This is a genomic window from Chloroflexota bacterium (assembly GCA_034717495.1).
Taxonomy (GTDB): Bacteria; Chloroflexota; Anaerolineae; order JAAEKA01; family JAAEKA01; genus JAYELL01.
On record JAYELL010000002.1, the window covers coordinates 1 to 22,826 of the forward strand.

18 protein-coding genes are annotated in these 22,826 nt (G+C 56.3%); 8 read left to right on the top strand and 10 right to left on the bottom strand.

Translation table 11 applies throughout. From position 1 onward, the window contains the following. Positions 1–374: 374 nt before the first annotated feature. The 5 genes from U9R25_01265 to U9R25_01285 all read left to right on the top strand — a co-directional run bounded on the left by U9R25_01265 (position 375) and on the right by U9R25_01285 (position 6,548). Positions 375–2,825, top strand: coding sequence for a hypothetical protein (locus U9R25_01265; GenBank protein MEA3334509.1), 2,451 nt, complete (start codon positions 375–377; stop codon positions 2,823–2,825). Further along, a complete protein-coding gene (locus U9R25_01270) occupies positions 2,815–3,819 on the top strand; it encodes a D-cysteine desulfhydrase family protein (GenBank protein MEA3334510.1) in 1,005 nt (334 codons plus the stop codon). Before U9R25_01265 ends, U9R25_01270 begins: the two co-directional genes overlap by 11 nt. 133 nt (positions 3,820–3,952) lie before the next feature. Then, positions 3,953–4,594 (top strand): MBL fold metallo-hydrolase, encoded by a 642-nt coding sequence (locus tag U9R25_01275; GenBank protein MEA3334511.1) that lies wholly within the window; start codon positions 3,953–3,955, stop codon positions 4,592–4,594. Positions 4,595–4,653: 59 nt separating this feature from the next. Then, positions 4,654–5,205, top strand: coding sequence for a tetratricopeptide repeat protein (locus U9R25_01280; GenBank protein MEA3334512.1), 552 nt, complete (start codon positions 4,654–4,656; stop codon positions 5,203–5,205). A 47-nt stretch (positions 5,206–5,252) separates the two neighbouring features. Then, positions 5,253–6,548, top strand: coding sequence for a pitrilysin family protein (locus U9R25_01285; protein ID MEA3334513.1), 1,296 nt, complete (start codon positions 5,253–5,255; stop codon positions 6,546–6,548). 67 nt (positions 6,549–6,615) lie between these two features. On the opposite strand, the gene U9R25_01290 is transcribed toward U9R25_01285, so the two are convergent. After that, a complete protein-coding gene (locus tag U9R25_01290; protein ID MEA3334514.1) occupies positions 6,616–8,922 on the bottom strand; it encodes a DUF3488 and transglutaminase-like domain-containing protein in 2,307 nt (768 codons plus the stop codon). Between the two features lie 301 nt (positions 8,923–9,223). Here U9R25_01290 and U9R25_01295 point away from each other — a divergent pair, with 301 nt between their 5' ends. Beyond that, positions 9,224–9,523, top strand: a complete 300-nt coding sequence (locus U9R25_01295; protein MEA3334515.1) for a hypothetical protein — start codon at positions 9,224–9,226, stop codon at positions 9,521–9,523. 97 nt (positions 9,524–9,620) lie between these two features. On the opposite strand, the gene U9R25_01300 is transcribed toward U9R25_01295, so the two are convergent. Next, complete coding sequence (locus U9R25_01300) at positions 9,621–9,947, bottom strand: FmdB family zinc ribbon protein (GenBank protein ID MEA3334516.1); 327 nt, start codon at positions 9,945–9,947, stop codon at positions 9,621–9,623. A 396-nt stretch (positions 9,948–10,343) separates the two neighbouring features. Here U9R25_01300 and U9R25_01305 point away from each other — a divergent pair, with 396 nt between their 5' ends. Further along, entirely contained in the window at positions 10,344–10,859 is a 516-nt protein-coding gene (locus U9R25_01305; protein ID MEA3334517.1) for a helix-turn-helix domain-containing protein, read from the top strand. A gap of 226 nt (positions 10,860–11,085) precedes the next feature. On the opposite strand, the gene U9R25_01310 is transcribed toward U9R25_01305, so the two are convergent. The 7 genes from U9R25_01310 to U9R25_01340 all read right to left on the bottom strand — a co-directional run bounded on the left by U9R25_01310 (position 11,086) and on the right by U9R25_01340 (position 21,603). After that, the gene (locus tag U9R25_01310) at positions 11,086–11,493 is read right to left on the bottom strand and encodes a CBS domain-containing protein (GenBank protein ID MEA3334518.1); all 408 of its coding nucleotides are present in this window, start codon (positions 11,491–11,493) and stop codon (positions 11,086–11,088) included. Between the two features lie 173 nt (positions 11,494–11,666). Further along, positions 11,667–12,803, bottom strand: coding sequence for a hypothetical protein (locus U9R25_01315; GenBank protein ID MEA3334519.1), 1,137 nt, complete (start codon positions 12,801–12,803; stop codon positions 11,667–11,669). Between the two features lie 2 nt (positions 12,804–12,805). Further along, entirely contained in the window at positions 12,806–15,346 is a 2,541-nt protein-coding gene (locus tag U9R25_01320; GenBank protein MEA3334520.1) for a CHAT domain-containing protein, read from the bottom strand. 96 nt (positions 15,347–15,442) lie between these two features. Then, the gene (locus U9R25_01325; GenBank protein ID MEA3334521.1) at positions 15,443–16,009 is read right to left on the bottom strand and encodes a hypothetical protein; all 567 of its coding nucleotides are present in this window, start codon (positions 16,007–16,009) and stop codon (positions 15,443–15,445) included. A gap of 187 nt (positions 16,010–16,196) precedes the next feature. Beyond that, the gene (locus U9R25_01330; GenBank protein ID MEA3334522.1) at positions 16,197–19,211 is read right to left on the bottom strand and encodes a YfhO family protein; all 3,015 of its coding nucleotides are present in this window, start codon (positions 19,209–19,211) and stop codon (positions 16,197–16,199) included. After that, complete coding sequence (locus tag U9R25_01335; protein MEA3334523.1) at positions 19,201–20,871, bottom strand: glycosyltransferase family 39 protein; 1,671 nt, start codon at positions 20,869–20,871, stop codon at positions 19,201–19,203. The genes U9R25_01330 and U9R25_01335 overlap by 11 nt, the downstream gene beginning before the upstream one ends. Next, on the bottom strand, positions 20,872–21,603 hold the full coding sequence (locus tag U9R25_01340) for a glycosyltransferase family 2 protein (protein MEA3334524.1): 732 nt from the start codon (positions 21,601–21,603) through the stop codon (positions 20,872–20,874). A 179-nt stretch (positions 21,604–21,782) separates the two neighbouring features. On the opposite strand from U9R25_01340, the gene U9R25_01345 reads away from it, so the two are divergent. Continuing rightward, entirely contained in the window at positions 21,783–22,028 is a 246-nt protein-coding gene (locus U9R25_01345; GenBank protein ID MEA3334525.1) for a hypothetical protein, read from the top strand. Positions 22,029–22,183: 155 nt separating this feature from the next. Here U9R25_01345 and U9R25_01350 read toward each other — a convergent pair whose 3' ends face one another. After that, on the bottom strand, positions 22,184–22,789 hold the full coding sequence (locus tag U9R25_01350; protein ID MEA3334526.1) for a response regulator: 606 nt from the start codon (positions 22,787–22,789) through the stop codon (positions 22,184–22,186). Positions 22,790–22,826 lie beyond the last annotated feature (37 nt).

Below are 22,826 nucleotides of genomic sequence, written 5' to 3' on the forward strand. Positions count from 1 at the left end.
GTACACAAGGACCAGGGACACAAGGACCAGGTAGACATGGACCAGGTAGACAAGGACCAGGTAGACATGGACCAGGGAAACAAGGACCAGGTAGACATGGACCAGGTAGACAAGGACCAGGGAAATAAGTAGGCGCCAGGCCATGGTGGGTGTATCGGCAAACTTGTTTCCTTGTTTACTTGTTTCCTTATTTCCTTGTTTCCCTATTTCCTTGTTTCCTTGTTTCCTTGTTTCCCTATTTCCTTGTTTCCTTGTTTCCCTATTTCCTTGTTTCCTTGTTTCCTTGTTTCCCTATTTCCCTATTTCCCTATTTCCTTGTTTCCTTGACTGCAACACCTCTTGTCGGGAGCCACAAACTATGATACCATGAATCCATGATGAGCGGCGCAGGCCAGCACTTTCCACCTTCCACCGCCGAACCCTTCGTCCCTGACCAGCCACCTGCCAAAGAAGCGCTTTGGGCAAGCGAGTGCAAACCCTGGACAACCAGGATGGTCACCCACTACCTGGAGCATTACAGCAGGTCAGGCGATCTGGTATTGGATCCGTTTGCCGGCCAATCGCCACTGGCCGAAGCCAGCCGATTCCTCGACAGACAGATCCTGCTCAGTCACTTCAGCCCCGCTACCATGCTAGGCGTCAAAACCAGTGCAACACCGCCGGCGCAATCGGTGCTTTCACCGGCATTCAGCCGCGTTGCCGACGCGCCACGCCGGGGCCACCCCCTTTCCGATTACATTCAACAGTTATATGAGACTATCTGTCCCGAATGCGCGCGCAACACGGTCGCCCGCTACTTCGTCTGGGATCGGGTTGCGGGCGAACCAATTGCCAAGGGCTATGTTTGCGATGCCTGCCAGAGCGCGGGTGAGATCGCGAGCGATCTGGCTGACGTCGAAAGGGCAGCAAATTTTGAGATGCGCGGTGCCGCCTATTGGGGTATGCTCAGCCGCCTTGTCGCTCCAGGTGATCCCGAAACTGACCCGGCACGCCAGCTTCTGAATCTTTATACCCCCCGGGCTCTTGTTGCGTTGGGCGAGTTGATTACAGCCATCGACCAGCGAATAGTCGCGGAGGAGGAGCAAGAGGCAGCCAGAGCTCTCTTGTTACATGTGCTCGAACGCTGTATTTCACTACACGAACCACCTGAGCAGTTGGATGCGATGGCCATCCATCCAATGACTCGAGCCCATGGCCTGACGCCTCCCGACACCTTTGTGGAATACAATGTCTGGCTTGCATTTGAACAGGCCTACCAAACCTTAAAAAACCGGCCCGAACGATCACTTCCCCTGGCTTTCAACCTCAACAGTTTCCTGGAGGATGCAGACGATCGTCTCTTGCTCCAAAGTAGCGCTCTGCCCGATCTGGCCAAACGATTGGGGCCCGCCAGCGTATCCCTGATGCTGACCGATCCTCCTCGCCTGGATCCACTGTTTTACGCGACCAGCTTCGTGTGGACCGGATGGCTGTTTGGGCGCGCGGCAGCAGATCGACTCAGATCTACCCTCACCATCACACGTTGGAATTGGGACTGGTACGCCCGCGTGATGACGACTGCATTCCGCACATTGCGCGAGACAGTCAAGCCCGACGGACACCTGGTATTGGCCTTTTCCGATCGAACTACCCGTCGAGCCCTGGCCTTGCTGGTGGCCGCCGCTCAGTCAGGCTGGCGACTGGTGGCACATTCCGTGCAAACCGAGCTGGCAGCGCATGATGGTTTGACCTTCTGGCGTTTCGTCCTTCAGCCCCAGGCAATCGGCGAAACGACCTATCCTGCAGGCAATTTATCTGATGCTTTACGGCAGACAGCTCAAGAGTCGGCCCGCCAGGTCATCGACAGTCGGGGAGAACCCTGTCCGGCCCTTCTGGTCCACTCCGCCAGTGCCATAGCATGGGCTGAAACCGGTCTGCTGGCGAGGATGGGTGAAACCAGGATGGGCCGCCAACATCCCGTATCATTCCTGGTGGAACAGGCGCGGCTATCGCTAAACCCGGAATTGCCAGCGCCAGGGTTACGAGTTTTCTCGCCGCCGGACCGGGATCCCCAGGTTTCACTTCAATGGTTTACGGACGAACTTCCGGAACGAGCCCCTCTGGCAGACCGCGTCGAAGGAAAAACCCGCGACCTGCTGCTTGACCAGTCATGGGCAGAGGCCGACCTCGCGGCAGAGCTGTATAACTGGTTCCCGGGACTTGAAACACCGGACGCCGGCCTCCTCCAGGCTTGTATTGATTCCTACGCAGTTCACCAGCACGGCCAATGGACCCTGCGAGCGCAGGATCAGCCTGATAACCGGGCCATGCAACTGGGAAATCTACTTAACAGACTACACGAATTGGGCCATCGGCTGGGATTCTCGGTCTGGATTTCTCCAGAGCAATTTGATATGGCTGTCGGCCTCATCCCGTTGAGCCAGGGAGGACCAAAGGAGCCACTGCATTGGGCCCCGGCAAGCCTGGTCTGGCATCAGAACGGCCGTCCCTCCTGCTGTTTCGCCTTGACCAGCAGCGCTTTCCTGCAGCCGTGGCTCCGCGATCCCGGAACAGCCATCGACGATTCAGCCCGATTCGTTGTCGTTCCGGATGAGCGAGCAGGTTTGCTGGTTCAAAAACTGCAGCGCACTCCTGCCCTGCATGGCAGGCTCACCTGGACCGGTTGGCTGTTTGTGAAAACCCAAGGCATACATGAACTTGCAGCCTTGTCCGATCTGACGCTGTCCGGCTTCCGGGCACGTATCGCCATGGACCAGATTCTTACTGCGCCGGCTGAACAGCTCGATCTGTTCGCGGCGCCAGAAGGAGCACGTCATGCTTTCTAGTGTATTGCCTCGAATACCACTTGCCCACCTGCCCACACCACTCGAGGAGTTACCACGCCTGCGGGCCTGGTTGCAGACAGAAACGGGTGGTGAGCGCAGCGTTCCAAGACTGCTTGTCAAACGAGATGACCAGACTGGATTGGCGGGCGGGGGCAACAAGACGCGTAAGCTGGAATATCTCTTTGCGCAGGCAATTGCCCAGGGTGCAGATACTGTTCTTACCGAAGGCGCCCCGCAATCGAACCACTGTCGTCAAACCGCTGCAGCGGCGGCGAAAACTGGTCTCCGTTGTATTCTGATACTTGGTGGAACAGCACCAATGCTGGAAGGAGGCAACCTGCTGCTTGATCGGCTCCTGGGTGCCGAGATCATTTGGGCCAAAGACGAAGAACGCCGGGAGACCTTAAAGAATAGGGCAGCGGCGGCAAAAGATGCAGGCCACCACCCTTTTATCGTGCCCTATGGTGGATCCAATCCGGTGGGAGCGGCTGCGTATGCGGCAGCTTTCGAGGAACTTTCGACTCAATTGCAGAAGCAAGGTTGGCAGGCTGATCATGTGATCGTCGCGTCCAGCAGCGGCGGCACGCAAGCTGGTTTGGCTGTCGGCGCCCGGGCCACTGGCTTTGCAGGTCAACTTCACGGGATCAGCATCGACCAGCGAGCCGGCGATTTGCAGTCTCGCCTGGCGGATCTGGCCGCAGAGACGGCTGCGCTGTTGGGCCAGCGCATGGATTTTTCCGCCGATGACTTCATTGTGCACGATTCCTACCTGGGCGATGGCTATGGCATCGTGGGGCCAGCGGAACTTGAAACCCTCAACGTACTGGCAAAAACGGAAGGCCTGCTGTTAGATCCAGTCTACACAGGACGGGCAATGGCCGGCCTGTTCGACCTTGTCCGCCAGGGCGATTTTGGCGCCGGGGATACGACCGTATTCTGGCACACAGGCGGGCAGCCAGCCCTTTTTGCCTACGCAGAAACCCTGCAGGCATAACAAGAAGCGTCCACCGCAACCGGCACGCTTTTCCCATTCCAACGGGAGTGGGGTATAATAAATCGCCGGCCAGATGGCCGGCTTGTTGCAGAACTGAGCGAGCTTCACTTCTCGCATCTTTTGGAGGCATCACTTGGAAATTAGTTGGTTCGGACACACCTGTTTTCGGCTACAGGACCGCATACTTACTGTCGTTTGCGATCCCTACGACGGCAGTGTCGGTATGAGTCTGCCGCGACTCACCGCTGACGTTGTAACTATCAGCCACGGCACAAACGGGCATAGCAACGCCAAGGGAGTCAAGAACTGGCGCAAGGTGCTCTCAGGACCTGGCGAGTATGAGATCGAGGGTGTGTTCATCACTGGAATCCCCACCTACCATGGCACCGAAGAGAGCGACTCGCGTGAGCCAAACACGGTATTCCTCTTTGAATATCCCGACCTCAACATTTGTCACTTGGGAGATCTGGGGCATATCCTCAAGGAATCTGAAGTGGAAGCATTGCCAAACATCGATGTCCTGATGGTACCTGTTGGCGGCCGGCACACTCTGGATGCTGCCAAGGCCGCCGAGGTAATCAGCATCATTGAACCAGCGATCGTGATACCGATGCACTTCCTCATGAAGACCAGCGAAAAGCAATTGGAGTCGGTTGACCGCTTCTTGAAGGAGATGGGTGTACCGGCGCCAGAGCCTATTGGCTCGCTGAAATTGACCAAAAAGAGCCAGTTGCCTTCCGAGACTCAGGTCCTGCTCCTGACGCCACGGCAATAGCGTTGACTCCTGAAATAACAGTGGTTCCAGGTAGTATCATCCAGCAATCTGCGAAACACATGCCAAAAACGAAAAGTCTCTTTGCATTACTGATCATTGGAGCCGTTCTCCTGCTGAGTAGTTGCGCCGCTGAGACCCAGACTGCGGAAGACTACTTCAAACAGGGCAACGAATTCTTCCAGGCTGGCAAGTTGCTCGAAGCACAGGATGCCTTTCAAAAGGCCATCGATCTGGATGGCAAGAATCCCTCTTTTTTCGCCAACCTGGGCGTCAGCCAATACTCCCTGGGGAAACTGGACGAGGCGGAAAAGACTTACCTGGAGGGCCTGAAACTGGCTCCGGATGACTCTGAGTTGAACTACCTGTTGGGCGCCGTTTATCTGCAAACCCAGCGGCTGGCCGATGCCCAGAGTCGCCTGCAGCAGGCCGTGCAGCTGAATCCTGATTTGCCGGAACCCTATTTCGGTCTGGGAGTCCTATATCGCCTCCAGGGCAATCGGGAAGAGGCCATCAAGGCCTTCGAAAAGTTTCTGGAGATTGGTCCCGGCCAGGATCCGCAGGCGATCCCCGAAGCAGAGGCCCAGCTCAACACGCTTCGAGCTGGACAATAAACAGATATGAGCAAAAAACAATTTGTCCCGCTCTGAGACGAGGTTAGATGAAGTTTCAATTAGCAACCGAAAAGACCACACTTGATAACGGTCTGCGCGTGCTCACCTGCGCCATGCCCCACACCTACTCAGTCGGTGTGGGGTTCTATCTTTCGGTAGGCTCTCGCTACGAAGAGGCATCGACCGCAGGCGCCGCTCATTTCCTGGAACACATGATTTTTAAGGGTACAGAAAAGCGACCATCCCCCGAAGCGATCGCCGTTGAGCTGGAGGGGAACGGCGGTCTTTTCAATGCCAGCACGGGCCTGGAAACGACGATTCTTTGGGCCAAAATGCAGCAAGGCCATCTCTCCCTGGCCATCGATATCCTCTCTGACATGCTGCGAAATAGCCTGCTTGTGCAGGAAGAGATTGAGAAGGAGCGCCGGGTAATCCTGGAAGAGATCAGTTCTTCCCAGGATATTCCGGACGAACTGGTGGGTCTGGTTGCCCGGGAGTTCACCTGGCCTGACCACCCATTGGGATGGGATGTAGCCGGAACTCCGGAGAGCGTTGCCGGTTTGGCTCGTGAGACCCTTGAAGCTTTCCTGGATACCCACTACAATCCGAAAAACCTGGTACTGAGCGTTGCCGGGGATATCCAACACGATGAGGTTGTCGACCTGGCCCACTCGCGCCTTGGCGACTGGCAGACCGGCCTGATATCCGATTTCCTGCCAGCGCCAAAGAATGGCACGGATCCCGCAGCAACCGTTGTAACCAGGAAAGTCGAACAAACACACCTGCAGTTGCATCTGCCCGGTATTTCCCGATTGGATAGGGACCGTTATCATCTGGCACTGTTGAATGTGATACTTGGGGAGGGTATGAGCTCTCGCCTGTTCCTGGATGTACGAGAACGACTGGGGCTGGCCTATGCGGTTGATTCTTACATCAGTTTTCTGGCCGACACCGGAGTCATTGGGGTCTATGCTGCCGTAAACCCTGAGAAGGTTGATGAGGCACTGCACGCTATCCTCGTCCAATTGCAGCGGCTACGGGATGAACAGGTAGAGGAAAAAACGCTGAATGCGGCCAAGGAGTACGTCAAAGGCCGACTACTGATGAGCATGGAGGACACCCTGTCGGTGGCAGGTTGGGGTGGGCGACAGGAGATACAGGGCGGTCCCATCGATTCAGTTGAGCAGACCCTGGAGCAAGTGCGTGGAATCACCGTCGAAGATCTACAGAGTGCCGCAGATCGTCTATTTAAGCCGGAGGGCGCCCGACTGGCCATTGTCGGTCCCCACAAGGAAGCCGACGCCGCTCATTTCAACTCGATCCTGAACAACGGTACTTTTTAACAATCAGCCCCAGCATACGAAATGTATCACAGGGAAAGACCTCTCATTCTGACCCTTTTTCAAACAGCTACTCAGACTTTCCGCGTTGCTTGCCAAGCCCTGTGATCGCTGAAAAGCGAGTGCGCAGCCAGGCGCGGCGCATGAGGGGTTGCAGACCCTTCCACAATTCGAAAGCCGAATCGGCATCCCGCTCGTCCGGCGTGAAGGGGCTATACTGCTCTTGCACATAGATGTCAGTAATCGACGTAATCGCGTCCTGACCTTCAGGAACAGCGTTGGCCAACACGGCCGCGTGCTCGTTGGGCGTCTGGCTTGGCAAGATGGGCAGCCGCAAACGCCTGGCCCACTGCATCAGCCTGCCATAGAGCTTCACGGCAAATTGGGAGTCCAGACGAGCTCGCCTGTTGCGGCTGCTGGAGGGCCGCAACAGAACAAATGCTGCCAGTGCGACCAGCAATAACATCCCGCCGATTCCCGCAATCCAACTACCACCGCTAATACTTCCCGCGCCGGGATCTGCCGGTGGTGGGCCTCCCTCGCCCAGAGCGGGATCTTCACCAAAACGATCTTCTTCTTCCTCCAGGGGATTCACATCCGATTGTGACTCATCCAGTGGCATTTCCGGTGGGCGGTGGGTACGCACAATCTCCACCTCCGAGGCAGTTGGCTCAAACTCGATCCAGCCGTAGCCCGGGAAAAAAACCTCGGGCCAGGAGTGACCGTTGTATTCTCTCACCCGAAAAGCCTCAACTTCCGGAATGTATTCTCCCTGATTGTAACCCGCAACCACCCGCGCTGGAATGCCAAGAGTACGCGCCATCATGGCCAGGGAGCTGGCGTAGTAGTCGCAGTAGCCCGCTTGCACATCAAAGAGAAAATAATCAACCGCATCCACGCCTGAAGGGGGTGCAGGAATACTGTCATCGTAGGTGAAACCACGCAAGTATTGTTCGAGGGCCAATACCTTTTCGAAAGGCGTTTCAGCAGAAGCGGTGACTTGAGCCGCCAATTCTCCAACGCGGCTGCTCATGGTGGCAGGAGTGTCCAGATACCGGCCCATGAGCCAATCAGGATAATCGCTGCCCGCCTCCTGAAGATCCTCGATATTGGCATCGGATATCTGGGACACAACCAGATAGGATTCACCCGGTCGCAGATCGGCGCCGCGCCGCCGCAGCATTGCGATCTCCGCCAGGGGCAGCTCTTCGTCACCACTGGCCTCCTCGATGATGCCCAGACTGGCCTCCGCTTTCAAGCTAATCCGCACAGGTTGAGGCGCGCCAAAGAGGACATTGCCGGCCGGATAGTGGGTTGTTACCGTCTGCGTAATTTCCCGACGCGCCTGGTATTCCGGAGTTTGCACGTGCGACCCATTGTCAACATACTGGGCAAACGTATTGGAGTTGATCCAGCGTCTTCCGGTGAACGTATCGAAGGTAGCGGCTCGCCAATAGCGTCCCGCATTGGAGCGCACATCCATGATAACTGTGTCTCCCAAATCACGGGGACCTGAAAGGGTCAGCGTATCGCCAAAAGCAGGACGTCCCTCGGCACCCTGATAGTTGAGTGAGCTAAAGAGACGTCCCCATTCCTCCTGGACCTCACGCCATGGTTCGCGCAGTGGTTCAAGGGAGGAGGACAGGGTTCCGCTGCCAGCGGCATTGGGAGTCAACAGACCAATAGCCAATACCATCAAGGCAAATATCAGGCCATCCCGGAGAAAGTCGAACTGGATATCGCTGGCATAACGCACCCGTTCGTAGCGCCAACCCGCCTCGCGCTCGGCAAGGTGGTTTCGCACCGCAAGCAAAAGAGCGGCAACGACGAAAATCGCCAGGTAAAACCCAAGAGTCGACGGGCCGAAGTACAGGTTGACCAGCATGATCAAACCAATCGGGATGATTGCTCGCCAAACCTTGCCTTCTCGAAACAGAGCCCAGGCTGAAAGATAACCGATCCACCAGAGCAGGAATCCAAGCTCAAGAATAAACACCAGGTTGCTGCGGGCTGGTTGATCACTGAAAAGCAGCAGCAGCCAGCTCCAGAGACTCGCGCCAATGAAGGCGATGCGTTCTGGTCCGACCAGTTCCCCGGGAATCTGGGGGGCCCGACCGACCCAAATCAACACCCAGACAGTTCCCACGATGAGACTGTAAAAAACGGGGAAAATCCCGCGCCAGCGGGAATAGCTAATCGCGGTGCCCAGGAGAAATCCGCCGAGTACCACCGGACTCAGAATCCCGAGACCATCGGTCCACTGTGCCGCCTTGAGCGACATAGTCAGGTTGAGAAGCAAGACCAGCAGTAAAAAGCCGCTCATCCAGGCGCCTGGTACAGCGAAACGCTGCGGGCGTCGGGATCTGGTCGCTTGCATTCAATAGTCTCCTCTGTTCGAATCGATGGTTAGCGCCACCGGCCGGATACTACGTCCCTAACACAGCAGCCCCTGCAGAAAGGTTCAACGGCAAACGCACCGAAAATGCGTCCGGTCTATCCTTGATTCTAGAACGGGGCTGCGACAGAGTCAAGTTAGCGGGCTCACTAAACTGTGCCCGGTTTTGATATGCATTGCCTCCGGCTTACGTCATTGAAACGCCTTGAACTTGCCGATTCCCGATACTGCTGGTATGCTAAAGTGTGTCTTCCGGCAGCCAGAGGCAAGGAGAATCTCCAAGATGATGAAGCTATTGATGAGCTGGGACATCAAGAACGGGCGCGAACAGCCCTATTTTGAGTTTATTATTCGAGAGTTCGCGCCAGGGCTGATGAATTTGGGTCTGCAACCCACGGAAGCGTGGTATACCGTCTATGGCGGTGGACCTCAGATTCTGACCGGCGGTGTCGCTGGCGACATGGAGACAATGAACGAGATTCTTACCAGCGAGGAGTGGAGTGGCCTCAAGGAACGTCTTCTTAGCTTCGTCACCAATTTCGATCACAAGGTTGTGCCGGCTGACGGCAGTTTCCAGCTTTAGAAAACCCGACGAATCACGGGACCGACAAGGAATATTGAGCCCCACCGGAAGCGGTGAGGCTTTTTCTTTCGACAAAAACCAGGCGGGCTTGAGGCCATCATCCCGATTCAGTTTTTGCGGTCGACCCTTCGGATGCCTTCTTTTCTGATGTCTTTGTTGACCCCTTTTCGGTCGACGAACTCTCCGACTTGTCCTCGGCCTTGGTTCCCTTCTCATCACGGTTTGACGAAGGCATTGTGGAGGATTTGCCACGATTATCGGTCACATAAAAGCCGGAACCCTTGAAAATTATCCCCACAGGTTGGATCACCCGATAAACAGGTCCACCGCACATAGGGCATTCGGTCAGAGGATCCTCACTGAACCTCTGCATCTTATCAAATCTGGTGTTACAGCTTTCGCACTGATACTCGTAGATTGGCATAACAATGGTTTCTAACAGGCACTGCGATTGAATTGGCGGAAGAACACACCAGGGTGATTATACTCACAGCCCAGAAATCGCCAAACAACAACAGAAAGGGATGGCCCGAAGGTACCGGCATACGTCTGCTTCTGCGCCTATTCGTCTGATGACCCGAGGGGATGACGCGAAATAGTGTATTGCCACGACAACGTAAGCGCAAATTCATGTGCATTGATTAGTACTATTGTACTATTGCAATACAATCTTGCGGTTGATATACTGTAGACATGTCAAGCATTTGGCTGCCCAACGATGCTGCATATCGCTCAGAAGCTCACCGAGGCTTTTTCAGAATCTCTGCCAATAACTTCTCCACAAATAGAACCATCATCTTGCCTTGAAGGAGGGCGTCGTATGCCGAAATTGATTTTTGCCAAATCCCTCGAAGACGAGCAGCGCGTTTCACTCGAAAGGATTATGACAAGCGACGACGATGCGCTGAAGCAACGTGCGCTGATTATCCTTCTCTCGTCGGAGGAGCGTTATCGGGTTCCCGAGATCGCCCCTATCGTTGGTCTCCACGAAGACAAGGTTCGCAAGTGGATCAGTCGTTTCAATCTGCAAGGTTTGCCCGGTCTTCAACCTGTCAGAAGAAAGCCCGGACCGCGCGGCAAGTTCAGCGACGCGGACAGATCGCAGATACTGAGCATCGCGTCGACCCCACCGCGGCAGTTGGGCCAACTCCGTTCGAGCTGGACTCTTGACTCATTGAGAGAATATCTGATCGCCAATGGTGTTATCACTGAGATCAGTCGGGAAAGCCTGCGCCAAATCCTGCTTCAAGCCAATGTCGACTGGCAACGCTTAAGTCCACCCGCTCCCCAGACATCCCGGTGGCTGAAACACTGGAACGTGGCCAATTACAGCTAATCCCCATCTCTTTTTTACCGCCAGGCCCGGAGCGTTGTACTCCGGGCCTGGCGGTTTTGTAATTTCCTAATCTGGACAAGCCAGAGGAACGCTGATTTGCGCAGACCTCCGGCGCAGATTCTCGCTGATCTTTTCTGCTCTCTCTTGGATTGATCTGCGTCCATCTCCGAATTTCACATTGGCAGGCTGTCGCTGATCCGCAGCGGGCCCCGGATAAACGCTTTTTTTAGAGATACCAGGTCCACTTTGAGCCACGCATGTCGCGCACGATATCGGTGGTTGAAAGCACGCCGACCGGCATCAATCTCCCCTCCTGAGTTTCCGTTACTACCAGGCGATGGATTCCTTTGTCCACCATCACCTGAGCAGCGTCCGCTATCGAGTCCCCAGGCGCAACACTGATGACCTTGTCGGTCATGATCTCCTCTGCGGTTTCTTCCGCAAGGTCCTTCCCCAGCATTGGGATAACGTCCATATGAGATACGATCCCAACCACCTCGCCATCTGTACCGGTCACAACCAGAGCGTGAATGTCTGTATCGCTGAGAATTCGAACTACTTCCGATAGGGGAGTGTCGGGTTTGCAGCCGATCACACCATTATGCATGATGTGCTTGACAAGCTTTTCTGCCATACGGTTTCCTCCAAATCCAGATAATCCAGGTCGAAATACCATAGAGAAATCAAGGCCGCCAACGTTGATGGGGTCAGCTGGCGGCGGATTCCCAGCACCGTCGCTGGCAAAATGGCTTCAGATAGTGAACGAAACAATTATACGGGCGAACTGAAACCATTGTCAAGGTGTTCCTATGGCAATGGGTAGCAGTTTCCGCTCTCCGCAATCACCGAATGATCCGGATTGGCGACCAGAATGCACATCAGAGTCGCGCCGGATGGCCGGCTGTCAACGGTGTATTCGCCAAACGGAGTTGGACCCCCGTACAGGATCCACGGACCACTTCCCGGCATCCCGGCCTGCTCCGGCGGCACCGTATCGTAGAAAAAATGTACATGCTGACCTGGCAACACTGCTTCAAAGCCGAAGGTCTCGAAGTCAACCAGATAACGGCTCCCGTCGTGAGTAATATGGTTGATACTGGCCGTATTAGGCACTGACGGTGGCGTCTCCGGAAGGCCAGCAATATCAAGCTCAAAACGCCAGCGCCACTGCGTGGTGTCACCATTCTCCGGAACGATGTCGATCCTCGCCAGATAGGTCTTGTTTTCCATCGACAGGCCGGAAGGTGCCGGCCAGTGATTTTCTCTGTTGGGGATCAACGGCAATACCTGGCATTCGGCCTCGCCGCCGAAAACACAGAAGGGAGGCAGCGAATCGCTGTGCTCATAGACAACCTGACCATCATCGTTCGTTTCGATCGAAAACAGAACCTCCTGGATGCCCGCTCCATCGTAAAGGCTGTCGCGAACGTCAAATATCTCAACCTGAAATACCAGGCTATCCTGAAAAACCATGGGGTCAGCCACTTGCGATTGCTCGAATCCAGGTAACAGGATTACCCGCCCCTGGTTGCTGTTGGAACTTCCCCGTAGAAAATCGTTGCCATCATCGCCATCGACGTCGCTCTGGCCTATCGACAAAATGAAAGGTGTCTCGGTCGGTGCTGCGTCCGGCACCGGCGTGTCGCTGGCCTCCGCGGCAACCGGGGTATCCGTCGGTGGTACAGCGGTATCCGTCGGCGGCGCGGGTGTATCGGTAGGCGAGACAGCGGCAGAGTCTTCCGCTGCGGCAGCTTCGGTTGCACGGGCAGCCACCGTTTTTTCCACCGATTGCGCGATGCCACTCTCCGCCTCAGCTGTCAGGGCCAGAGCAGTCTCCACACCCTGAGCAATCTGATCACCCGAAGGTGCAGGTTGAGCACAGGCTGCCATACCGATCAAACACATCACCGACACAGCTATCAGTTTTTCTCGAATTAGTTTCATGGTCACTTTCCCTCTGCCTCTGGCAAAAACTCCTGTACCTTTTCCAGATTCGGCCGACAACCCTCTTCGATGACTATATCCTGCAAGGTTGCGTCGAACAGATCAAGTTCACCCAGGTCAATACATTCCCTATAGGCTTCCGCGGCGATTTCCAGTTGCTCCTGAGCCTTCGTTTGCTCTCCCCCTACCTGTTGAACAATTCCCTGTACAAAATGTGCGGCACCGAGTGCTTCGTAGGCCTGCGCAATGATTCTGTATTGCTGCGTATCGCCCAGAAGACTCAATGCCTCGTCGGCCAGGTTTCCCGCCGCGCTGGCTCGTTCCTCAGCAACATCCAGGTCTCCGCCGTTGAATGCAATCTCAGCGATCAACGCCTTGGTTTTTGACAACTGTATCCGGGCGATTGCTTTGAGCAGGCTGTCGCCGGTCCGATCCGCGAGCCTTGCGCCCTCCTCCATGGCACCTGCCGCTCCACTGATGAGGACCTCTGTTTCGGCATGTTGAGACCGCTCCGCCACAGGAATGGCCTGCAGCCGGCGCCGGAAGACACTTCCGAGGGCAATCATGGCTCGAGCATAGTCTTGGTTGATATCAATTGCCCGAGTGAAGTAGGCCTCAGCATCGTCATACTGATCCTGGGAAAGATACTCGCGTCCGATGAAGAAATAGAGCAACTCCTTGCCATCCTTGTCGTCCCACTCCTTCAATGCTTCCTCCGCCTGAAGAAAGGTTTCAAGAGCCTTGTCCGATTGGCCCAGGAGTTGCTCGGTCAACCCCGATGTGAGCCAGAACAATGCCTTCGACCGGGTCGCCAGCCCGCTGCGGACAGCTCGATTCACCGTGGGGTTGCCCAGGTCAAAGCTTTCGGGCAGAAGCAAAAGCTTGCCCAAACTGTGAGTGCCAACAATGGATGACTGTTCCTTTGCTACCTCCGGCGCCAGATAGAAGGATATCTGCAGCCCCGACTCGCCGGCCTCGTCGACCAGGTCGCCATAGACCACCATATGGGCCTTGACTCTTCCCGCCAGGTCGGCGGCCCACTGCTGTCTTTCCTCGGAGGTCGTCCCCTCACCAGTGCCGAAAACAATGTTCTTTTCGGAATCAGGCAGTGTGTCGTGCCATACAAGAAAGTCGGCGGCCCCTTCGACATCCGGGTTTTGCTGAAGCTCTTTGACGAGGCCCTCCGCCAGCCAGCCACTGAGCACACGGCCCGTCTCCGAAGGTAGTGAACGTCCTGGTTCATCCCGCTGGCCAAAATCGGCCACGGCGACATTGAAGCCACCACCCATGATCACCGGTGTGGGCACGTTGGTTGATGTTGGCGTGGCACTGACGATGGATTCAACCCGATTCAGATTGACGGCATTCCAGGCGATTACGGCCAGCAGGATCGCGACAATCACAACAGCACCCGCGCCTGCTAAAAGGGGCAAGGAAAATCGAGGCTTGACATCCCAGAGCACACCATCCGGCGATCGCATATAGAGCACCGGAGTACCCCATTCTATCGAGTTCTGAATGGCCAGGTCGATGGCTTTGCGAGCCTCGGAAACGGCGGCGTCGACCGGCAGGTTGGCGGCCAGGGCGCCGTAGAGTCCAGTTGTAAATTCGATCGCCGCCCGGTCGGATATCTCATACTGCATCGCCAGAACTGCTGGCAGGCCGCGCTGGACCAGGGCAGCCGCCAGGCTGGAAAAAAGGCTCTGCTCCCCACCCTTTGCTCCCTCGCACGCGTTGAGAACTACCATCCTCAAGGTCGGCTGATCTGACAAGACCTGGCCCAGTTGGCTTGCAGTCACCAGGGAAGGGTTGCCGCTGTCATCCGCGAGCAGCAACACCCCTTCCTGGGCCACATCATCGTAGGCAGCGTGTCCGATGAAATGGAAGATATGCCAGGGTCCCTCCTGCATCGCCTGGTGCAGATCCCGCCAGCTATCCCCCTCCAACCAGACCAGCTCCACCTTCCGTTTGCGTCTGAGTGGCGCCAGTGCCTGTTCCAACCGTTCGCGCTCGCGCCTGACGTCCAGGTCATCCATATCCTGAGGCCGGGCGACCATGCCCAGGATGCGTAATGGTGGCTTCACCGAGAGCCCGGAGTCGGGAAGAGCAAGTTCGAGATAACGAACCAGGGGGGTGTAACGTGACAGAGAGATGAACTCGCCATGTCTCGAATCGTAGAGGAACTCCCAGGGAATGCCCTCCAGCTCGGGCGCCGCTATGCGCAGCCGGAGTCGCAGCCCCACGCCAGCATCCTGAGTGGCCTGCCGGCTGCGATCATAGACTGTGCGAACATCTCCTGAGATGAACGTATCGAAAATGGCAGACCCAAACAGCCGGGCCTCTTCTATGCCTTCAGGGCCCGCGGGACCCAGAATCGCCTTCTCCAGCCTTGCCAGTTTCTCTTGGAGATCACCATCGGCAAGTAGAAAGGGTATGACACTGCTGCCCTGTCCCGACGGGGATTGCAGAACCTCGATCTCATAGCGCCCATCATTGGCCGCGCTAATCTTCAGATCAAAATCCCGATAGCTGATCTTTGTCATCGATGTTTGGGTGGTCGCGTGCGACAAGTCCGGGTACAGATGCCATCTGACCTGATGTTTTTCGCACGGCATCCATGAGTCCCATACGCCAAAATCTCACTCAAATTTCGATTCCGGGAATGGCGCGTGATGGATATTCACTTTCAACCTGTTCAACTGCAGCCCCATCTGATCCTCGATAACCTCGCGGGTCACGGCCATAACCTCTTCTGTTTTCATCGGCACGTCCACATCGGGCGCCGTTTCCAGGTCGAGTTGGATATCGACGCTATTTCCCCGCGCCCTCACATTGGGTGTTGACCTGATCACGTCAGCCAACTGGTCGACATGCCAGGAAAGCCGTCGCGCCACCGACTCCGTCGTAACTGCTGCCTCGCCGCCCGATTGCAGAGAAACCTTTACGGCAGGGGTCTTATCGCGACGAAGTTCGAGCCACAGAAGCCCAGCGGCGATTATCGTGCTGAGGACAATCGTCGCCGCCCGCAGCAAGGGGTAAAGCCAGGATGGATTAAACCCGGCCAGTGTGGCAAGACTCTGTTCCAGCCAAAGCAAACCCTGTTGCACCCAGCTAAGGGCTGTCTCTGGAATAGCCGCCACCAATACGACGGCCGCCCAGGCCAGTATCAACACCAAAATAGTTATGACGCGGTTGAAAGCGTTCACGGTAACCACCTGTTTCCTTGTCTACTTGTTCCTTGTCTACCTGTCTACTTGTTTCCTTGTCTACCTGTTTCCTTGTTTCCTTGTCTACCTGTTTCCTTGTCTACCTGTTTCCTTGTCTACCTGTTTCCTTGTTTCCTTGTCTACCTGTTTCCTTGTTTCCTTATCTACCCGTCTACTTGTTCCTTTTTCACCTTCTGCCATACCGCCGCAACAGGCCCGCAATCAACAAACCACCCAGTAACAGGTACCCAAGTCCCGTGATGATCGCGCCAGTGCGCAGGCTTTCCGGTTGGAACACCAGCTCGACCCGGTGACTGCCTTGATCCAGGGCAATGCCACGAAACAGGTAGTTCGCTTTGAGAATCGGTGCTTCTGCCCCGTCTACCAGGGCATGCCAACCATCGTACCACGTGTCGCCAAGGATTAATAGTCCGGGAGATTCCAGAGTGGTTTCGACGATGACCCGCTCAGGTTCGTAGCTAATGGGCGTCACATGTGCAAGTCCATCTTTGCCGGTGAGGCTATTCGCCCAGTCCAGCAGGCCAGACGCTTCCAGGTCCCCTTGGACCAAGACCGCCTGGTCACCTGGCTCGAAGTCGGGCTGCGCCATGCTTTCCAGGGCTGCTCCGTCGTCGGCGACAATGGTTGCCTTGTGTACCACGTAGGCGCGAGGCAAAGTCTGAAGATTCTCGTACACCTTGACATCACCAGAGTGCACCCGGCGAAATCCCCCATCGGCAGGCAGGGTAAGCGCGGCATGGGCATCTGTGCTGTCATCGATCAGGCTGATTCCGCGTAATACGAAATCACCTTCAGGGATCATCGATCGAACGGTGATCGTTTCCAGTGCTGCAGGTTGCGCAAATTCAAGTGATGCCAGATAGTCCCATCCTGGTGAATCATGGGACCATGGCTGTCGTACCTGAGGTTGGGCATGGTTGGATGCGCTGGTCCATTCACCCTCTGCCGAGTCTCGCCCGGCAACCAGGATGAATCCGCGCTGATCCCCTGTGGTCGTCACGACGCTTACTTCGGCGACCGGGCTGTTCTCCGGCAGAGACTCGCCTTCCTGGATGTGGCTGAACAGGCCCAACCGCGTCGACTCCAGGCGATTGCCCACATCGATCTCGACCTGCTCACCTGGCTCCAACTCAGTCGACAGTTCCAGATCGTAATAAACGCCGTCGACCCAGGCGTCAAACCCCTTATCAGTGATGACATGATCAACGCCCAGGAGTCGCAGAAGGCGGCTGGGCGGCACCGTGTGCAGTTGCTCGCGCAGACGGCCATCCGCAGAGATCTCTCCTTCGGGAAGCAGCAACGATTGCAGTTGAACAAAACGCTGCAAAGGCAATACGCCGCCACCATAACCGTCAACGCCGGGCAATCGCCAGAGCAACGCAAGATTCGGTGCTACGATCTCCTGCAGCTTCGTCGCTACGACCAGATCGTAGATAGCCTGCTCAGGAAGTTGACCGGCATAGATCCTTTCGATTTCCGCCAGATCACCCGGATCGTAGGTAATCCCCGACATACTCAGGAATCGTCCGGGCAGGCGCCCCGACTCCACCGCTTGCTGGTTCGCTGCAAGGAGATGAGCCGGTGCCGTGCGAAGGCTGGTAACGGCCTCAGGTGCCGTCGGGCGGGCGTGGTTGAGAGACAGACTTGCCAGCGCCAGTTCTCCCAGGATCAGAATAATCAGCAGCGCCGCTCGCCAGCGAGCCAGCCTTGGCCAGGCAACAAAAAAGAGCGTCAATCCGCCGGCAATCACCCATAGAACCAGTGTCAGCAGATTAGGCCACTTCTGCAATACCAGGAATGCCAGCGTGAGGATCACCAGGATGACAAAAAGAAGCCTCCGCTTGCCAGTGAGTTGTCTCATGCCGTCAGAAAGCCCACCGGCGCGTGGCAGTGCCGCCGACAGGCCTTGCACCCCATAGGCTGCCAGAACGCTTACGCCCGCCGTATAGAGAAGCATCCAGCGGGCCGGAGCCCGAAACAGATCAAACCCAGGGACAAGCAGGTAGAGCAGATAGTAGACCGGGTTATACAGGCCGAACCCAAGAAAGATGCCCAGAAAAACAAAGGCCGTCGCCAGGCCCATGGGTGAAAGGATCGTTTGATCCCGCTTTCCTCTTGCAGCGTTCAAAATGGCCAACATAGCAAGGACTACACCGGTGACGCCAACGAAGGCAAGATACTCAGAGAAAGCGGGGGTGCCGAATCGATCAGCCAGATTCTCACCGTAGGTAGGCAAGAGTGACAACAACAGACCGCGCGGTTGCAGCGAAAAGGAGACAACCTCCCGATAGGGCAGCCCGGCGCTGCGCACCGACTGTCCCGTGAGCTGCAATGTGGGAAGCAATTGTACGGCAGAAATGAGTAACCCCAGAATAACCGCTGATGCCAGCACCACAAGGCGAACTCCGGTCTCCTTGAAAGCGGTGGTGCTGAATGGGGCGGGCTTCTTTTGGATGCGCCGTCCAGCCCATGCCCCCAATGCCACGATTCCCGGCCAGAGTGCAGCGATGCCGGTCCCCACCAAATTGATAAAGGAAGCCTGGGAATGCCCGGCCAGAAGCTGTATGCCAATCACCAGCGCCAGACCAGCCAGGGCAAACAAGTTGATTCCGGGCACCGACTCGATGGTGTGATCGACGCCTCCCACCTGCCGCCATCGGTTACCGGTTGCCTCTTCCAACAACCAGAGCAACCAGGGCAGCCAGGCAGCGGCGCTCACCTGATTGACCTGACCGACATGGGCGCCAAGGTAACCGCTCAAGGCAAATAACAGGCCGCCAACCAGGGCGGGCACCCAACGCAGCCCGGCTACCCGACGCAAGTAGATCACCATGCCAAGACCGGCAATCCAGAGGTGTAACACGACCGATGCTATCAGGCTTTTGGCAGGTTCAATCCCGATAAAGAGCCAATGGGGCGGGTAGAGAACAGCCGTTTGCGGGTTTGCCAGGAAAGGTACCCCCAGGAACAGATAGGGATTCCACAGGGGAAGGTTTCCCTCGCGAAGGCTGGCATTGGCGAAATCCCGATATGGCAGAAAGTAGGTGAACGCGTCACCTGTGGCCAGCACGCGATTTGTGACGACGAGCCGCCAATAGATCAGTCCGATTCCTCCCGCCAGGATGAGAGCTGCCAGGATGAGCCTGGACGCTCCAGAGCTGGCTCCGGTCCTAGTGGTCATCGGGAATCACTTCCGCCAATTGGGGATCAATGCGAAATAGAGTAATCGAAGAAGTGCCGTCGCCATGACGGACAACGAGTTGCGGGGACAAGGTAAAGCCTGCCGACTCCAGCGCTTCCCTCGCCGGTATCGTGTCGCGTCCGGCAGGGAAGGCAATGAACTGCGATCGCAACAGACTGCCCTGGGTCTTCTGTGCCAGGTCCTCGGTCGATTGCCACCACCGTTGTTCGATATCGCTGTCGTGCAAGTAGAAGCTGTAATGCCATCCAAGCCAATGGTGGTAGAGCACCGCGTTACTGGTTGAGTCCTGCCTGAGGAAACCGGCGATTTCATCCACTCCATCATAGGCCGTGTTGTCGCCAACCGGCAAATCAGCCGCCATTGAAATCCACCCGGATTGAAGCAGTCCGATGCTCAGCAGGAGAAGAAGAAGCACAAATACCGAACGGTGGCCAAGAGCTGCCATCGACGAAAAAGATCGCTGGCCTGGACCTGATTTCTGCAGCGCCGCAAGCAGAAGGAACACCCCTCGCGCAAGTAGCAGCGAGAGAATGGGTACCACAGGCAGAAGATATCGGTCCCAGGGCGCCAGACTGGTAACCAGATGAGCCGCCAGATAGGCCGCGAGAAATCCAGCAACCCACAAGTCGGTTCGGACGGCCAGGGACAGACGACCACGCCACCCTGGCTGGCAATCCCTTTCAACGCCCGACCGATTCCTTGATCGGAATATCGACCAGCCCACAAGCATGAAGGCCGGGATTATGGCAAAACCCAGTATCGGTGACCCGAAGACGTTTCCCAGGAGTTCGAGCCATTTCCCGAGCGAATTTGCCAGGCCGGGCGCCGATGCCAGTTCGACTCCGCCGTAGGTCGTCAGGCTTCGATCCCAGAAGCTGGGCATCCACTGCCAGCGCAGGCTATCCCACCAGGTAACCACAGCGAAGATCAACAGGAATCCATTCGTGATCCGCCATGCCGATCGTCTCGTCAGTTGGGGCGCCAGCCATAAACAGGCCAAAAGAACCAAGGGAATCAACATAACTGCATGTTGTTTAGTGGCGTACGCCAGACCACAGGCGATGCCAGCGATCCACCCGTGGCCCTCGGTCGCCGCCCAAAGGCCCACCAGGAAAAACAACACCAGCCAGGGATCGGTCAAGAGGGTGCCTGAAAGGCGAACAGCCAGGGGAGAAAGCGCAAAGAGAACCGCAGCCAGAATGGCGACGCCCTGCCCATAAGAACGCCGGGAGATGCCGTACAACAGACCGATGCTGGCGAGGCTGATGGCAAGCGCCGCCGTACGCGCCACCAGCACCAGAAGCTTAGCGTCCAGGCGGGATTCGGGACCATAACCGGCCAGGCGGAAGAGACCTGCCAGAAGATAAAGCAGGAAGGGGGGCTTATCTACGTAAACGCCAAGCAGAGTCGGATCGCTGCCACCCGCGATCTGCAGTGCCCAGCCGGCATACAGCGCCTCATCGGGATGCAGTCCCGGTTGGCTGAGGAACAGATACCGCATCCCGGCAGCAAACGCCAGCACCGCTGCCAGAAGCAGCCATGAGTGGTTTCTCAACCATGACCATAGCGCGCCAACGTCACGAGAGGCCGCGGTGTAACGATATTGAGAAGAAAGCGTGCGCTGCAGGGATGCCGACACCTAATCCATGACCCGGTAGCGCAGCAAGGCCCAGACCGCCTCAAAGGCATCGGAGATGCCGATCTTTTTCCCCTCATGATATTCCCGACCCGTATAGGAAATCGGAACCTCGTAAATCCGGTATCCACGCTTCAGCACCTTGGCGGTAATCTCCGGTTCGATCTGGAACCGTTCAGATCTGAGAGGAATCGGCTTCAATACATCGGCTCGAAAGGCCTTGTAGCAGGTTTCAATGTCGGTCAAAATGCTATTATAGAGTACATTCGCCAGGAGCGTGAAGAACTTGTTGAAAACCATGTGCCAAAACATCATCGCTTTGTGCGGTCCACCCAGGAATCGAGAGCCATAGACCACATCGGCGCGCCCTTCAACGATCGGCAACAGCATCGCGGGATAGTCTCGCGGGTCGTATTCCAGGTCCGCATCCTGGATGATAAGTATGTCACCAGTGGCAGCCTCGATGGCCGTTCGAACGGCCGCTCCCTTGCCCCGGTTGCGCTTGTGGAACAGGACAACTATGTCTCCCTGGGAAGCTTCATCCTCCAATATCGCCCGGGATTTGTCGGTCGAGCCGTCATCGACGACGATGATTTCCTTTTCGAATTGCAGCGGACGCTCGACGTAAATCTGCTCATTCTCGCCAAAATCGAGGTCCACCGAACGTACTCGCCGCAAAATCTCACGCAAAGTGTTTTCCTCATTATGTACCGGAACCAGGATCGATACCTTCACAGTTTCTCCTTAGCTGGCGACCTGTCAGTCAACATCGTAATGCGCCGGTCAACATGACCAGCGCACAGTGTCGATTATAGCCCAGAGCGGCTGCCTTTGGCAAAGATGATCTTTGTAGCGGTCCAGAGGCTGTGCTACAATACCAAGAACCACAAGTTGGACCGACTCAGGAGAGAGTAATGACACCAGCCGATCCCACAACGCCAGAACCTTCTCCGGAACAGGCCGCGCAAGCCAGGCCACCGGTTGGTCTGAGCTTCGGCGACGGCTTTCAGTTTGGCTGTGGTTTTTTCGTAGCTGGCTTGATTGCCGGCTTGCTCGCTCTTCTGGTTCTACTCCTGACTCTTCTGATTCTCTCGCTGACCGGCTTCAACCTCTTTGGTGATCTTCTCGGAAGCACAACATCTTTTTTCCCCCTTGTTTGATCCCAATCCAAGCGGCCCTGCAATGCCTGATTGATGCCAAAACGCCTCGTCCCCATGAGGTGACCAGGCGTTAAATGGCATCGACAGAGTGGGGACTTGCTCAACGAGGCTGCCGCCCACCTTGCCAGGTTCTATCGATTCCGGGAAACAGGCGATCAATCTTCCTCGGGCAGAGTCATCTGATGAGCCAGGATGATTGCTTCCGCAACCTCGCGCATGGACTTACGATTATTCATGCTCATGCGCTGAATATTGCGAAACGCCTCCTGCTCGGTCATGTCCCGATGGTCCATCAATATCCCCTTTGCGCGGTCCACCGCGACCCGGGTCGCCAGCCTATCTTCAAGTCGCGCCGCGTCCTTTGATATCTCCTGGTACTCCTCGAAGCGGGCCAGCACAACCTCTATTGCCGGCAGTAGATTGGACTCGTCGAAGGGTTTGATCACATAGCCTGAGACACCTGCCTCCGCAGCCCGCTCCACCAAATCACGCTGGCTGTAGGCGGAGAGCAGCAACACCGGTGCAACACCTTCCTCGGTCAGTATCCTGGCAGCTTCAATGCCATCCATGTCAGGCATCTTGATGTCCATGATCACCAGATCGGGCTTGAGTTCCCGGGCCAGGTTGACGGCACTGAGTCCGTCGCCGACATCGCCAATTACCAGGTACCCGAGATTGCTTAACATCTCCCTCAGGTCCTGCCGAATGAGGGCCTCGTCGTCGGCGATGATTACTCGATTGGGTTTCTTATTTTCGTCCACTTCCATCTCCTTGCCGGTGCCTCCGTTGGGCCAGTCA